Below are 14,058 nucleotides of genomic sequence, written 5' to 3' on the forward strand. Positions count from 1 at the left end.
GGTCAGCTTTCATTCTCGGTAGCAGCACGGGCGCGCAGTTCACGGCGGATCACTTTGCCAGTCGTGGTCATGGGAAGGGCATCAACGAAGGCAACTTCGCGCGGGTATTCGTGAGCTGCCAGTCTTGTTTTGACGAACTTGGCGATCTCATCGCCTAGGTCCGCGCTTGCCTCATGCTCTTGTTTCAAAACGATATAGGCCTTGACGATTTCCGTGCGCTGCGGATCAGGCTTGCCCACCACGCCGGCCATGGCGACTGCTGGATGTTGCAAGAGGCAGTCCTCGATTTCACCTGGCCCGATGCGATAGCCTGAGGACGTGATGACATCATCATCTCGTCCGACAAAGCGGATCCAACCGTCCTTGTCCATCACGCCGGTATCACCGGTCAAAAGCCAGTCGCCTGCGAACTTTTTAGCCGTTGCGTCCTCGTTGTTCCAGTAGCCAAGGAACATGACCGGGTCGGGGCGTTTGACGGCGATGTTTCCTTGCTCGCTTCTGGGGAGTTCGACACCTTTGTCGTCGACAATTGCAAGCGTATGTCCGGGAGCAGCGCGGCCCATGATGCCGGGCCGCCCCTCCATGATCTTCGCGCAGCTGGAAACGATCATGTTGCACTCGGTCTGGCCATAGAACTCATTGATTGTCAGGCCGAAGGTCTTGCGGCCCCAGTCGATCAGTTCCTTGCCGAGGGTTTCACCGCCAGAGGCTACGGACCGGAGGTCCAGCGACCAGCACTCTCGGGGATTGTCCACTTGCCGCATCATCTTCAAAGCGGTTGGTGGCAGGAAGGTGTTTCGGATCTTCTGATCCTGCAGCAGCTGGAAGGCCGCTTCTGCGGTAAATTTCTTGAAACGGCAGGCGACGACAGGAACGCCGAGATAAAGCGCTGGCATCAAGACATCCAGCAAGCCGCCGATCCAGGCCCAGTCCGCCGGGGTCCAGATACGGTCACCCGGTTGGCCGAGAAAGTCGTGGCTCATCTCAACGCCGGGAAGGTGGCCCAGTAACACCCGATGGGCGTGCAGTGCGCCTTTGGGCTGACCAGTGGTCCCGGATGTGTAGATGATAATTGCGGGATCATTTGCGCGGGTTTGCACCGGGGTAAATTCGTTGCTTTGACCCTGCAGTGCGCCGTGCAGGTTTAGAGCGCCCCCCTGCTCGCCATCGGCACACAGAATGGTTGCCAGCTCCGGCAATTTTTCTCGCAAGTGCGCTAGTTTTTTAGCCCCCGCTTTATCCGTTACAACAGCTTTTGCACCTGAGTTTTGTAACCTGTAGAGAAGAGCTTCTTCGCCAAAGAGCGTAAAGAGCGGGATGGAGATTGCGGCTAGCTTCAAAGCCGCAATGTGTGTGATCGCTGTTTCGGGGCGCTGTGGCATCAAGACAGCGACGCGGTCTCCTGCATTTACACCTTGGCTTTTGAGGAGGTTCGCCAACCGGTTGGATTGGTCACGCAAGTCGCCATAGGTGAAACGGGAAACCGGGCCATCTTCTTCGGCATACGCCAGCGCTTCCCGGTCCGGGTCTTTTGTCGCCCAGTCATCACAAATGGCCGCCCCGATGTTGAAGTGCTCGGGGATCGACCACTTGAACCGCTTGGTCAGGTCTTCATAGCTTCCGGCGTCAGGAAGCAGTCTCATTGCTTGCCTCCAGCGCCAGAAGAACTGTTCCATCCAGAACCTGTTCGCCCGCATCCGCCATGACTTCGGCGATAATGCCGTCGCGCGGAGCTTTCAGAGTATGCTCCATCTTCATGGCTTCCAGGATCACCAATGGCTGGTCCTTGGTGACGGCGTCACCGGCGGACGCATTCAGAACTTTGACCAAGCCCGGCATCGGGGCGATGATCTGATCTCCGGCTTCGCCTGCATCGTCGTCTGAGCTCATGACATCTGGCAGCACAATCGAATAGGCGTGTCCGCCAAGGAAAACTGTCAGATCGTTGTCGGACCGCACCACAACAGCTAACTTGCGCCCACCATCCCGCACATATGTGAATTTCGAACCGTCTATCGAAATCAGCTTATAGGTGGCAGGTGTCTCTCCAAGGTGAACCGCATATTCGTGATCGCCCAGAACCTGAACTTCCACATCCTGCCGGTCACCTGCGACTTCCATCAAGGCAAATTGGCGGGATGCACTCCAGATGCGCCATCCGGCCAAAGCGTCAAATGGGTCACTGCTCTTTGGAGCTTTTGTGAGGCCAAGGGCGGTCAGGGCTGCCAGAGCCAATGCGTCTTCCGGCATATCAGGCTCTGAAACCAGGCTTTCCAGATCCCGATCAATCAGGCCTGTGTCGACGTCGCCTTTGGCAAAGCCTTCGTGACGGCAAAGTGCGGTAAGGAAACCTGCATTGGTCACGCAGCCTGCGACTTTGGTCGCCTCAAGGCTTGCCAGCAATTGTCCGAGTGCAGCTTCACGGTTAGGGCCATGGACGATCACCTTGGCAATCATTGGGTCGTAGAACGGGCTGATTTCGTCGCCGGGGCGCACGCCGCTGTCAACACGGGCTTGCTCGTCAGGAAGGTTGAGGTGCGTGAGTGTGCCGATGGCGGGCAGGAAGCCTTTTGGAGCGTCTTCCGCGTAAAGGCGGGCTTCAAAAGCATGGCCGGAGAAGGTGATGTCGCCCTGCGTTTTGGGCAAGGGTTTGCCGCTGGCAACAAGCAGCTGCCACTCGACAAGGTCCTCGCCGGTGATCATTTCCGTAACCGGGTGCTCCACCTGAAGACGGGTGTTCATTTCCATGAAATAGAAGCGGTCTGCGCGCAGGCCCTCGGAAACATCAACGATGAACTCGATCGTGCCTGCGCCGGCATAGTTGATGGCTTTGGCGGCCTTCACGGCAGCCTCACCCATCGCCTTGCGCATGTCTTCGGGCATGTCGGGGGCTGGGGCTTCCTCGATCACCTTCTGGTGACGGCGTTGCAAGGAGCAGTCGCGTTCAAACAGGTGAACCGCATTGCCATGCTTGTCGCCGAAAACCTGAATTTCAATGTGACGGGGCTTTGCGACATATTTCTCGATCAAAACCCGGCCATCGCCGAAACTCGCTTCGCCTTCGCGCTGCGCGGAGGAGAGCGCGCTCATGAACTCGTCCGGATGGTCAACGCGGCGCATGCCCTTGCCGCCGCCGCCAGCGCGCGCCTTGATGAGCACGGGATAGCCGATCTTGCCAGCCTGGATTTTCAGGAATCCTGCGTCCTGTGTTTCCCGGTGATAACCGGGAACGACCGGAACGCCTGCCTTTTCCATCAGGGCCTTTGCTGCGTCCTTTAGGCCCATGGCACGAATGGAGTCAGCGCTTGGCCCTATAAAAGTGATCCCGGCTGCGTCCAGCGCATCCACGAAGTCTGGATTTTCGGAAAGGAAACCATAACCGGGGTGGACGGCTTCCGCGCCGCTTTTCCGGCAAACGTCGATCAGGGTTTCAACCTTGAGATAGCTCTCAGAAACTGGAGCGGGGCCGATGCGATAGGCTTCGTCCGCCATCGCCACATGTTTGGAACCTGCATCGGCGTCAGAATACACAGCAACGGTCTTGATGCCGAGGCGTTTGGCGGTTTCCATGACCCGACAGGCGATTTCTCCGCGATTGGCAATGAGGATCTTCTTGAACATTTTAGTTGGCTCCTCGTTGCAGGTCTTCAATCAGTTTGAAACGTTCGCAGACCAATTCCATTTCTTCGGTACAGCCGCCATTGCGCTCGAAATAGGCTCGGTGATCTTTGCGCCAGCCTTCAAGTGTTTCATTCTCGCCCTCAGCAAGCGCGAAGCTCTCATCGACATCGCAGAACCGGCGAATAATCACCTCAACAGTTTCGATGACAAGGGCTGGCCGACCATCCCAATGCAGGGAAATGTCTTTTCGACCCACAACCGGCAGTGCCTCGCCGCCTTCTTGAAAATCATGCAATGCACCGCAAGTTGCCGTTTTTTTGCCAGCGCGAACCAAAGACAACAGCTCTTCGCAAAGGGCTTCGCTGTCACCGAAGGTAAAGGTTTCAGCGTCCGGATATCTGGTTTTTAGTTGTTCCAAAGTCATGGCCTTACATCCGGAACAGGCCGAAGCGCGTGTCTTCGATTGGGGCGTTGAGGGCTGCAGAGAGGGAGAGACCCAGAATATCGCGCGTCTTGCGCGGGTCGATGATGCCATCATCCCACAGGCGGGCCGTGGCATAGAGCGGGTGTCCCTGTTCCTCAAATTGATCGATGATCGGTTGCTTGAACGCGGCCTCTTCGTCCGTTGACCAGCCGCCGCCCTTGCGCTCAATGCCGTCGCGGCGAACTGTGGCTAGAACACCTGCGGCCTGCTCGCCGCCCATGACTGAGATCCGAGAGTTCGGCCACGTCCACAAGAAGCGCGGATTATAGGCGCGGCCACACATGCCATAGTTACCCGCGCCAAAGGAGCCGCCGACCAGCATGGTGATTTTGGGAACTGATGTTGTGGCGACGGCTGTCACCAATTTGGCACCGTCCTTTGCTATGCCCCCGCTTTCGTAGGTTCGGCCAACCATGAAGCCGGTGATGTTCTGCAGGAAGACCAGCGGGATCTTTCGTTGCGAGCACAGCTCGACGAAATGCGCGCCCTTGACTGCACTTTCAGAGAAGAGAACGCCATTGTTGGCGATGATCCCGACCGGCATGCCGTGGATATGGGCAAAGCCGCAGACCAAGGTCGTGCCATAACGGGCCTTGAACTCGTCAAATCGGGAGCCGTCCACGACGCGGGCAATCACTTCGCGAATGTCGTAAGGCGTTTTAAGGTCTGCGGGCACAACACCGAGAATTTCGTCCGGATCGTAGAGCGGGTCTTCTGGTGTCTGAAGGGCAACATCGGCGAATTTTTCGCGGTTGAGGTTGGCAACAGCTCGCCGGGCCAAGGCGAGAGCGTGCGCATCGTCGCGGGCCAAATGATCGGCAACACCGGAAAGTCGTGTGTGGACATCGCCGCCACCAAGGTCTTCTGCCGTCACTTCCTCGCCGGTGGCCGCTTTAACCAGCGGTGGGCCAGCCAGGAAAATCGTGCCTTGGTTCTTCACGATGATCGTCTCATCGGACATGGCCGGAACATAAGCACCGCCTGCCGTGCAGGAGCCCATGACGACCGCGATCTGCGCAATGCCTTTCGCTGACATGTTGGCCTGATTGTAGAAAATCCGCCCGAAATGGTCCTTGTCCGGGAAGACCTCGTCCTGATTGGGCAGGTTTGCGCCGCCTGAATCCACCAGATAGATGCAGGGCAGATTGTTCTGCTCAGCGATTTCTTGAGCGCGGAGGTGCTTTTTCACTGAAAGCGGATAGTAGGTGCCACCTTTGACGGTGGCGTCGTTGGCGAGGATCATCACTTCCTGGCCTTCCACCCGCCCGATACCCGCAATCATGCCAGCTGCCGGAGCTGCGCCATCATACATGCCATGTGCGGCCATCATCCCAACTTCCATAAACGGAGAGCCGGGATCAAGCAGGCGAGAGACACGCTCGCGCGGCAGGATCTTGCCACGAGAAACATGACGGTCTCGCGAAGCTGCGCCCCCACCATCAAGGGCCGTTTGAGCGGCTGCCTTGATTTCAGCCATGGCAGTTTCATGGGCTTTTTTGTTGGCCGTGAAGGTTTCACTGCGCGAAGACAGGCTGGACTTCAGGATGCTCATGACACCCGCTCTCCTATCGTGTTGGCGTTTGCCGCGCTGCCAACGGACCGTTGCACCAGCGCTGCGTAGAGATTTTCAATTTCAGTTGGGTCGAGAGCGCCGCCGGGCTGATACCAGCTGGGAATGCCGGTCAACATGGCGATGATGGCCCGTGTTGCGACCTTCGCGTCTTTAACCTGATACCGTCCGCTTTTTGCGCCTGCTGACAAGATATCCGTCAATATCGTTTCATAACGTCGGCGCTCAGCGCCAACTTGCTGGTAATTGTCCGGCTCAAGATTGCGCAGTTCCATGTAGGAGACAAAAACTTCGTCACGTTTTTCCAGGTGGTAACGAATATGAAAGCGGACGAATGTGTCGAGCGGGTCAGCGCCGGAAGATTTGTTTGCGGCTTCCCGCTCCCAAGCGGAGATCAGGTCGGCCATATGGGCCAACATAAGGTCTTTCAGGATATCTTGTTTGGTCGCGAAGTGATTGTAGAGGGCACCGGGCTGAACGCCGACATTCTGTGCGACCTCGCGCATGGAAACAGCAGCGTAGCCATTCCGCGCAAACAGCTTCAGGGCAGCGGCGCGAACTTTCGCAGCCGTCTGCGTTCCCTTGGGCGTTGATTGTCTTGCAGGTGCGCTCATTTGCCCTCCATCATGCTGATAAATAAATGAACGTTCATTCATATTCAATCCAGAAATTTTCTCAAGAGCACTTTTGATCTGGCTAAATGTGTTTTCCGGATGGTGCTGTTACACAGCTGTTACAGTGACAATGTTCACACTAAACCAGTTTCAGGACGCATCGACGCAAGGGAGTGAGGATGACTGACGACAGTGCAAAAACCTGGGTTGAAGCTGAATGGGCCGACAGCCTGGATGAAGAACTGGAAATGGAAATTGACGACAACCTGATCGCCAAGGATTTGGCTTTCATTTCCGAAAAAAAGCACAAGTCGACCCTTGATCGGAATACCTATTTTCATGAGTTGCTGCGCCTTCAGTCCGAGCTTGTGAAGCTTCAGGATTGGGTGCAGCACACGAATGAGAAAGTGGTCGTCATTTTTGAAGGCCGAGATGCCGCAGGCAAGGGCGGCGTGATCAAGCGGATTACCCAACGCCTGAACCCTCGTGTATGCCGGGTCGTAGCTTTGCCAGCGCCGAGCGAGCGTGAAAAATCCCAGTGGTACTTCCAGCGTTATGTACCCCATCTGCCAGCAGGCGGTGAAATCGTCCTTTTTGACCGGTCCTGGTACAACCGCTCTGGGGTTGAGCGGGTCATGGGTTTTGCAAATGAAAGTCAGGTCGAGGAGTTCTTCCACGATGTACCGGAGTTCGAGCGTATGCTCGTGCGGTCCGGAATTCGTTTGATTAAATACTGGTTCTCCATCACCGATGAAGAACAGCAGCTGCGCTTTTTAATGCGCGTGCATGACCCTTTGAAGCAGTGGAAGCTCTCTCCAATGGACCTGCAGTCTCGCATCCGCTGGGAAGATTATACCAAGGCAAAGGAAGAGACGTTTGAGCGAACGAACATTCCCGAAGCTCCATGGTTCATCGTGGAAGGCAACGACAAGAAGCGCGCGCGCCTGAACTGTATCAGCCATTTCCTGTCGATGTTGCCCTATCAGGAAATCCCGCATGATCCGATCTCACTGCCTGACCGCGTGTTCAATCCGGATTATGAGAGAAAGGTTCTGCCCGAGCACCTCTATGTGCCGGAGAGGTTCTGAGCACGAGCCGCCGAAATATGATGGATAGAGCGCTCGTTCGGGCGCTCTTTCTGTTTCAGGGGCACCTTTTGGAGAGCACTTCACAGTGGCGGGGGGGCTGATTTCTGGTCACCATGCTTTTCACCCGCTAAAACAAGTTCAGATCAAGGTAGGGGGCCATTTCATGAGCAAGGCGATTAGGTGGGGCGTGCTGTCGACGGCAAAAATTGGCCGCGAGAAATTCATTCCCGGACTGCAGCGTTCCAAAACCGGAGAGGTCACTGCAATTGCCTCGCGAAACTTAGAGACGGCGCAAGCAACCGCACATCAGCTCGGGATCGAGAAGGCTTATGGTTCGTACGAAGACCTCTTGGCTGATCCGGATATTGATGCGGTTTATAATCCGCTGCCCAATCACCTCCATGTGCCGCTGACGCTTCAAGCCGTTGAAGCGGGAAAGCATGTCTTGTGTGAAAAGCCGATCGCTCTCGATGCTGCGGAGGCGCGCCAGCTGCTTGATTTGCCGAAAGACAAGCTGGTGGCGGAAGGTTTCATGGTGCGAGCGCACCCTCAGTGGGTGCGGGCGCGGGAGATTGTGCGCAGCGGGCAGCTGGGCGAGGTGAAGGTCATTCAGGGCTTCTTCAGTTACTTCAACGCAAACCCAGCCAATATCCGAAACAATGCGGAGATCGGAGGAGGGGCGCTGTTGGATATCGGGTGTTATCCAATGGTTGCTGGCCGGTATTTTTTTGAAAGAGAGCCTGTGCGGGTCCTGTCCCTGATAGAGCGAGATACGGCTTTTGGCACTGATACGCTTACAAGTGCTCTTCTCGATTTCGGTCAAGGGTGCCGTCTCGAATTTTCGGTTTCCACTCAGCTGGTGCCGTATCAGCGGTTAAACCTTTTTGGCACAAAGGGGAGACTGGAAATGGTGGTTCCGTTTAATGCGCCGCAAGGTGCGGAGACCCTTTTGAAAGTGGACACGGGTGCTGAGCTTGGTGATCGATCTGCAGAGACCGAGGTGATTGCATCTGCCGATCAATATGCAGAACTGGCGGATAAATTTGGCCGTGCTGTATTGGGAGAAGAGCCGCTGGCTTATGGCCCGGAAGACGCCGTCCAGAACATGAAAATTCTGGATGCCCTGTTTGCCTCTGAAAAACGTGAAGGCTGGGTGCGCCTGATAGATTGAAACAAAAAACCCCGCCGTTTCCAGCGGGGTTTCAAATTCTTGATTGAAAAATCTTATTTCAGTGGTGCGAGGACCATCACCATCTGGCGGCCTTCAAGTTTCGGATTTGATTCGACCTTGGCGATTTCCGCGGTCTCTTCCCGAACCTTGTGTAAAAGCTTCACGCCCAGATCCTGGTGGGCCATCTCACGTCCGCGGAAGCGGAGAGTGACCTTCACCTTGTCGCCGTCGTTGAAGAAGCGCAGCATGTTCTTCATCTTCACCTCATAATCATGGGTGTCGATGTTCGGACGCATCTTGATCTCCTTGATCTCGACGGTCTTCTGCTTTTTGCGAGCTTCTGCTGCTTTCTTCTGAGCTTGGTACTTGTACCGTCCGTAGTCCAGAATTTTACAAACGGGCGGCTGAGCGTTCGGTTGGATTTCGACAAGGTCGAGCCCGGCACCCATAGCGATGTCCATGGCTTCTTCTGTCGGAACGATCCCGCGGTTGGAACCTTCGTGATCGATCAACTGCACTTCGCGAACGCGAATTTCTTGGTTGGTGCGCGGACCTTCCTTTACAGGAGGTGGGGCGCGGAACGGACGACGAATGGTCGCTATCTCCTCTAACGTTAAACAACATCGGTTAAACTGGCTGGGTCAGGATGCACCAAAACCCTCGATCGCAAGCGCCGAGGCGATTAGCTGGCTCTGACTATGTAGCCGTGTCTAAAAATCCAGCCAAAGTGGCCAAAAGTCAACTGGTAATAGCCCTGAGGGGCACTGGTTCTCTTCGCTTTCTCGCCTGAATGCGGTTGATTTGTCATTGTTGTTTGGTGTTTGTCTATTCTTGACTGGATTTGCCTTCGTCAGCATCGGCGGCGAAAAATCTGATTCTGGAGCGTGAACCGCGTTATGACCACCAAACTCCCACAGGACGAATCCGAGGCAATGTATTCCGCTTCGCGGCTGTTTTTTCAGCTTCTCCGCATCTCCTTCGGGTTCGTTTTGGCGGTTCTTGTGCTTGGTGTTTTCATTGCCTGGGGCTTTTTCGGGCACGGGGACGATGCATCTGAGCCCTATGCAATCGTGGCCACTTTCTCCACTGGGGCTATAGCGGCCAGCGCGATTGGCGGTGTGGTGTTTTTCCCGGCCTTGGTTGCCATCGCTGTTGCCGAAGTTTTACGGCTGCGCGGTATTATGTTTCATGTGGGAGTTGCCGGAGCGATTGCGCTTGGTATCTGGATGTTCGGCAGCAACGAGCTCATGACCAGCGGATTACGGCCCGGGTCTTCCGTGGTTCTGGCGGGCGGATTTTTGGCCGGATTTACCTATTGGCTTGTTGCCGGGCGGCTTTCCGGCTGTTGGATGAGCGCTACAGTCGCTAATTCCGAAAGCGGGGGTTAGTTTTCCGTTGGTGGCTCTGGCAAGTCATCGTCTTTTAGCGCCTCGCGGGCGAGGTCAAAATGTTCTTGCCGAATGTGACCGCGGATCATGGCAAGGGTCGCCATCAATACAGTCGCGTCGTCGCCAAAACCGAGCCCGAAAATGAAATCGGGAACGACATCCAGTGGCAACACGAAATAGGCTAGTGCGGCAAGCAGGGCTCCGCGCACCTTGGCGGGTGTTGCAGGATCAAGGGCGCAATAATATCCTGCAACAACATCTTCCATGAACGGAACCTGACGTGCGGCTTTGCGCGCGGTTCCGAGCAGTCTCTGGCGCACGGATTGATTTTGCTCGTCTTCATCGCCGAGCTTGTGCGGATCAAATCCGATATCGTCAAAAGGAGATGTCATGAAGCCTTTCGCATTCCTTGTCTTGCTAAAAGATAGGAACGCGAAAGGTCATTTGCAAATCGCGATGGGTTTTGCCATCGGTTTGTTCGCGACACAGCCTAGTCGAGAGCGCGGGTTTCGAGAATGCGCCGGGCAATGACCTGGGCCTGAATTTCTGCTGCGCCTTCAAAAATATTGAGGATGCGGGCATCGCAGAGAACGCGGGAAACCGCGTATTCCAGCGCAAACCCATTTCCGCCGTGGATTTGCAAGGCATTGTCGGCAGCGGCCCATGCGACGCGGGCGCCGAGCAGCTTGGCCATACCTGCCTCCAGATCGCAACGACGACCTGAATCCTTTTCCCATGCAGAGAAGTAAGTGAGCTGGCGAGCAGTCATGACTTCAGCCGCCATAAGCGCAAGTTTGTCGGATACACGTGGGAAGGAAATCAGTGGTTTGCCGAACTGAATGCGATCTTCTGCATAGCGAAGGCCAAGATCAAGGGCAGACTGCGCAACACCGAGAGCGCGGGCTGCAGTCTGGATGCGGGCACCTTCAAAGGTCTGCATCAGCTGCTTGAAACCCTGTCCCTCAACCTGACCCAAGAGGTTTTCATTGCTGACTTCGAACCCGTCGAAGGCAATTTCATACTCTTTCATGCCGCGATAGCCGAGTACCTCGATCTCGCCGCCGCTCATGCCTTCTGCCGGGAACGGGGTGTCATCATCCCCGCGCGGTTTTTCAGCAATGAACATGGAGAGGCCTTTATAACCCGGTTCGTTCGGGTTGGTTCGGGCCAACAGCGTCATAATGTCGGCGCGAACCGGATGGGTGATCCAGGTCTTGTTGCCGGAAATTTTCCAAGTGTCGCCTTCCTTGATGGCGCGGGTCTTCAATGAGGCCAGATCAGAGCCGGTGTTCGGTTCTGTGAAGACGGCCGTTGGGAGAGTTTCACCGGAGGCGATCAGTGGTAACCACTTTTCCTTTTGTTCGTTTGTGCCGCCACACAAGATGAGTTCCGCTGCAATCTCAGATCGGGTTCCAAGAGAGCCAACACCGATATAGGCGCGGGAAAGCTCTTCGGAGACAACGCACATGGCTTCCTTGCCGAGCCCCAGCCCGCCATATTCTTCCGGGATGGTCAGGCCGAAGACACCAAGCTCAGACATCTGGCTGATGACATCGAGGGGGATGTATTCGTTTTTCAAATGCCATTCATGGGCATTGGGAACCACAGTTTCTTCTGCAAAGCGCCGCATTTCATTGCGGATTTGCTCCATGGTTTCATCAAGGCCTGTTGCCCCGAATGTCGATTCTCCAGCCTTATGGCGAATGAGTTCTGCAATGCGGGCCCGAATGTCTGGCGTGTTGCCGCTGGCGATAAGTTCCTCGATTTCAGGAGTTCTGGCGGCGGAAATGTCGGATGGGCTGATCCCAAGGTCGGCAAGGCGGACAAATTCGCCCTGGTTCATTGGTATGCCGCCAAAGATCTGAGCGAGATATTCAGCAAAACCAAGGCGAACGAGAAGCTCCTCCAACTCGCCATAGGCGCCTTGTTCGGCCAAGCGCGCTGAATAGTCGTTCATTTGGTGCAGGGATTCGACATAGGTTGCCAACCAGGCAAGGCCATGTGCCGCACGTTGTTCAGCTTCCATGGCGGATGAGGAAATCCGGCCCTCGACGGTTACTCTGGCGCGCACCTGCCGCGTTGCGGTATCCAGCAAATGATCCAGCGGCGCGAGCGCTGCGGCGGTCAAGTCCTGCAAGGTTTCTCCGACTTGCGGAGCCGTCACTGCGGCAGTGGACATTTAGTCTCTCCGTTTTCATTTGTTTCGCACAGGGCGTCTAATCTGTATATATGTTGCGTTGCAGCAGGTGGTTTGTCGAGCCCTCATTTGTACTTCTTTTGGATGAAGTGACGTGGCACTTTGGCAGAACTTGACCTTTTGGGTCTAAGGCCATCACATCGTCTCATGATTTGGACACGCACGATCACGACCACCTATCTTGTCCTGAAGGACGCGTTGGGCCATTTCGTCAATGATGACGGATATGCCATGGCAAGCCATGTCGCCTTGTCGGCGCTTCTGGCCGTCTTTCCATTGTTGATTTTTATTGCTGCGCTTGCCGGTTTCATGGGGTTTCATGATGCTGCAGACAGGGCGTCAAATCTGGTGTTTGATGCGTGGCCGGAAAATGTTGCGAAGCCCCTCGTCGATGAAATTCACCGGGTGCTGACAGTTCCTCGTGGTGACCTTTTGACATTCGGTGTTGTGGGGGCTCTGTGGTTTGCCTCTAACGGTGTCGAGGCCATGCGGTCTGCCTTGAACCGGGCCTACCGACAGCAGGAAAAGCGCTCGATTGTGTTCCTTCGGCTTCAATCGCTTGGGTTGGTCATTCTGGGAGCAGTGGTGTTGATCGCCTATACATTCCTGGTTGTTCTTGCCCCCTTGGTCATCAAAACCGTTGTCAACTGGATCCCCGCAGCTGAGGAGTTTCTGGTGACCATTGATGTGGCACGGTACTCGGTCGCCGGATCGCTTTTGACCATCGGGCTTTTGCTGACACACTGGATCCTGCCGTCCGGCAGCCGAAAATTTCGCGAGCTTTTACCGGGCGTGGTGGCGACATTGGTCATGTGGATGGTCGCAGGCGCCGTCTTTGGTGCTTACCTAGCCAAATTCGCGACCTATGTGACGACTTATGGTGGTCTGGCCGGCATCATGTCTGCCGTCGTTTTCCTTTATATCTGCTCGCTCGGTTTCATCTTGGGCGGCGAGTTGAATGCATCCATGATCCGATTGCGGCGCATTGCTTCCTCTGGCTGATCAGCTTGCCCGCTTGAGCGATATCTTGGAGCGGATCAAAAGGACCGCGCCCACAACTAGCCCCATGCCGAGTATCTGAATGAGTGTGAGCTCTTCGCCAAAAAGGAAATAGCTCTCAATCGCTGTGGCGACCGGGACAAGGTAGAATAGGGAGGCAACCTGCGAAACGGCACCCTGCCGGATCAGGAACATTAGCAGCAGGATCGCTCCGATGGATAGAACGAAGACCAGCCAGCCAAGCGCGAAGATAAACTGCCCGCTCCACATAACCGTCCAGCTTTCGTAAAAGCTCAGGGGCAGAGTAACCGCAATTGCTCCGGCATATTGCCAGATGGTCGCCGCCAAGAGGTCGGTGTTTGGGACGAAGCGTTTTTGGTAGACCGTACCAACACTGATGGCCAGAACGGCCAGAAAGGCCGCCAAAATTGTCAGGCCATTGATGCCAGAGCCGTCGATGTTCAATTTTGCTCCAAGGACCAGAACCAGACCTGCTCCGCCTATAAGAAGCCCGAGCCAGTGTTTTGGCACGATGCGTTCGCCCAATAATACAGCTGCGGTTACCGCACTGAGCACGGGCTGAAGACCGACAACAATAGCGCTTGCGCCCGCGGGCATTCCCTGTTTGATCGCCCAGAAAACGCCACCCAAATAAATTCCGTGTACCAGAGCGCCGATTACAACGCAGTGAAGAATTTGGCCAATTTCCCGAGGCCATTTTGTTTTTGCCCACCAAGCAATTAAGGCAAGAAATGGTAGAACTGCGATAAAGCGAATGGTCAAAAATACCATAGGCTCAGCATAAGGGGCGCCGAGCTTGGAGCCGATAAAACCGGTTGACCAAAGAAGGACAAAAATGGCGGGGGCAATTCTGACAAGATTTTCCAAGAGTTTCTGCTTTTTCTTGTTCGTTTTCGATTTGTTTC

13 protein-coding genes are annotated in these 14,058 nt (G+C 55.3%); 4 read left to right on the forward strand and 9 right to left on the reverse strand.

Translation table 11 applies throughout. From position 1 onward, the window contains the following. Nucleotides 1–2: 2 nt before the first annotated feature. From TRICHSKD4_RS05380 to TRICHSKD4_RS05400, 5 genes are read right to left on the reverse strand one after another with little or no spacing between them, the layout of a single operon-like run. Complete coding sequence (locus TRICHSKD4_RS05380; RefSeq protein WP_009466444.1) at nt 3–1,643, reverse strand: acyl-CoA synthetase; 1,641 nt, start codon at nt 1,641–1,643, stop codon at nt 3–5. Beyond that, on the reverse strand, nt 1,627–3,621 hold the full coding sequence (locus TRICHSKD4_RS05385) for an acetyl/propionyl/methylcrotonyl-CoA carboxylase subunit alpha (RefSeq protein ID WP_009466445.1): 1,995 nt from the start codon (nt 3,619–3,621) through the stop codon (nt 1,627–1,629). Before TRICHSKD4_RS05385 ends, TRICHSKD4_RS05380 begins: the two co-directional genes overlap by 17 nt. A 1-nt stretch (nt 3,622) precedes the next feature. Then, the gene (locus tag TRICHSKD4_RS05390; RefSeq protein ID WP_009466446.1) at nt 3,623–4,045 is read right to left on the reverse strand and encodes an ASCH domain-containing protein; all 423 of its coding nucleotides are present in this window, start codon (nt 4,043–4,045) and stop codon (nt 3,623–3,625) included. A gap of 4 nt (nt 4,046–4,049) precedes the next feature. Then, complete coding sequence (locus tag TRICHSKD4_RS05395; protein WP_009466447.1) at nt 4,050–5,657, reverse strand: carboxyl transferase domain-containing protein; 1,608 nt, start codon at nt 5,655–5,657, stop codon at nt 4,050–4,052. Further along, on the reverse strand, nt 5,654–6,289 hold the full coding sequence (locus tag TRICHSKD4_RS05400; protein ID WP_050763350.1) for a TetR/AcrR family transcriptional regulator: 636 nt from the start codon (nt 6,287–6,289) through the stop codon (nt 5,654–5,656). The genes TRICHSKD4_RS05395 and TRICHSKD4_RS05400 overlap by 4 nt, the downstream gene beginning before the upstream one ends. 179 nt (nt 6,290–6,468) lie before the next feature. On the opposite strand from TRICHSKD4_RS05400, the gene ppk2 reads away from it, so the two are divergent. Both ppk2 and TRICHSKD4_RS05410 read left to right on the forward strand, forming a co-directional pair. Then, complete coding sequence (ppk2, locus tag TRICHSKD4_RS05405) at nt 6,469–7,377, forward strand: polyphosphate kinase 2 (RefSeq protein ID WP_009466449.1); 909 nt, start codon at nt 6,469–6,471, stop codon at nt 7,375–7,377. A 163-nt stretch (nt 7,378–7,540) separates the two neighbouring features. After that, nucleotides 7,541–8,548 (forward strand): Gfo/Idh/MocA family protein, encoded by a 1,008-nt coding sequence (locus tag TRICHSKD4_RS05410; RefSeq protein WP_040616393.1) that lies wholly within the window; start codon nt 7,541–7,543, stop codon nt 8,546–8,548. Between the two features lie 53 nt (nt 8,549–8,601). Here the strand turns inward: TRICHSKD4_RS05410 and infC are convergent, their stop codons facing one another. Beyond that, nucleotides 8,602–9,141 carry a translation initiation factor IF-3 gene (infC, locus tag TRICHSKD4_RS05415; protein ID WP_083782732.1) on the reverse strand — a complete coding sequence of 180 codons (540 nt, stop codon included), beginning with the start codon at nt 9,139–9,141 and terminating at the stop codon, nt 8,602–8,604. A gap of 303 nt (nt 9,142–9,444) precedes the next feature. Here infC and TRICHSKD4_RS05420 point away from each other — a divergent pair, with 303 nt between their 5' ends. Continuing rightward, nucleotides 9,445–9,936: a hypothetical protein gene (locus TRICHSKD4_RS05420; RefSeq protein WP_009466453.1), complete on the forward strand. Its 492-nt coding sequence runs from the start codon at nt 9,445–9,447 to the stop codon at nt 9,934–9,936. Here the strand turns inward: TRICHSKD4_RS05420 and TRICHSKD4_RS05425 are convergent. Continuing rightward, entirely contained in the window at nt 9,933–10,328 is a 396-nt protein-coding gene (locus TRICHSKD4_RS05425; RefSeq protein ID WP_009466454.1) for a YkvA family protein, read from the reverse strand. The two genes, TRICHSKD4_RS05420 and TRICHSKD4_RS05425, sit on opposite strands and share 4 nt — an antisense overlap. Nucleotides 10,329–10,426: 98 nt before the next feature. Then, complete coding sequence (locus TRICHSKD4_RS05430) at nt 10,427–12,115, reverse strand: acyl-CoA dehydrogenase family protein (protein WP_009466455.1); 1,689 nt, start codon at nt 12,113–12,115, stop codon at nt 10,427–10,429. Nucleotides 12,116–12,280: 165 nt separating this feature from the next. Here TRICHSKD4_RS05430 and TRICHSKD4_RS05435 point away from each other — a divergent pair, with 165 nt between their 5' ends. Next, on the forward strand, nt 12,281–13,135 hold the full coding sequence (locus tag TRICHSKD4_RS05435; RefSeq protein ID WP_009466456.1) for a YihY/virulence factor BrkB family protein: 855 nt from the start codon (nt 12,281–12,283) through the stop codon (nt 13,133–13,135). Here TRICHSKD4_RS05435 and TRICHSKD4_RS05440 read toward each other — a convergent pair whose 3' ends face one another. Continuing rightward, entirely contained in the window at nt 13,136–14,020 is an 885-nt protein-coding gene (locus tag TRICHSKD4_RS05440) for a DMT family transporter (protein ID WP_009466457.1), read from the reverse strand. Nucleotides 14,021–14,058: the final 38 nt, after the last annotated feature.

This window comes from Roseibium sp. TrichSKD4 (assembly GCF_000148725.1).
GTDB lineage: Bacteria > Pseudomonadota > Alphaproteobacteria > Rhizobiales > Stappiaceae > Roseibium.

What these genes read in the sequence shown, in the direction of transcription:
- TRICHSKD4_RS05380 (WP_009466444.1), bottom strand. Translation starts at nt 1,643, where the DNA reads ATGAGACTGCTTCCTGACGCCGGAAGCTATGAAGACCTGACCAAGCGG.
- TRICHSKD4_RS05385 (WP_009466445.1), bottom strand. Translation starts at nt 3,621, where the DNA reads ATGTTCAAGAAGATCCTCATTGCCAATCGCGGAGAAATCGCCTGTCGG.
- TRICHSKD4_RS05390 (WP_009466446.1), bottom strand. Translation starts at nt 4,045, where the DNA reads ATGACTTTGGAACAACTAAAAACCAGATATCCGGACGCTGAAACCTTT.
- TRICHSKD4_RS05395 (WP_009466447.1), bottom strand. Translation starts at nt 5,657, where the DNA reads ATGAGCATCCTGAAGTCCAGCCTGTCTTCGCGCAGTGAAACCTTCACG.
- TRICHSKD4_RS05400 (WP_050763350.1), bottom strand. Translation starts at nt 6,289, where the DNA reads ATGAGCGCACCTGCAAGACAATCAACGCCCAAGGGAACGCAGACGGCT.
- ppk2 (WP_009466449.1), top strand. Translation starts at nt 6,469, where the DNA reads ATGACTGACGACAGTGCAAAAACCTGGGTTGAAGCTGAATGGGCCGAC.
- TRICHSKD4_RS05410 (WP_040616393.1), top strand. Translation starts at nt 7,541, where the DNA reads ATGAGCAAGGCGATTAGGTGGGGCGTGCTGTCGACGGCAAAAATTGGC.
- TRICHSKD4_RS05420 (WP_009466453.1), top strand. Translation starts at nt 9,445, where the DNA reads ATGACCACCAAACTCCCACAGGACGAATCCGAGGCAATGTATTCCGCT.
- TRICHSKD4_RS05425 (WP_009466454.1), bottom strand. Translation starts at nt 10,328, where the DNA reads ATGACATCTCCTTTTGACGATATCGGATTTGATCCGCACAAGCTCGGC.
- TRICHSKD4_RS05430 (WP_009466455.1), bottom strand. Translation starts at nt 12,115, where the DNA reads ATGTCCACTGCCGCAGTGACGGCTCCGCAAGTCGGAGAAACCTTGCAG.
- TRICHSKD4_RS05435 (WP_009466456.1), top strand. Translation starts at nt 12,281, where the DNA reads ATGATTTGGACACGCACGATCACGACCACCTATCTTGTCCTGAAGGAC.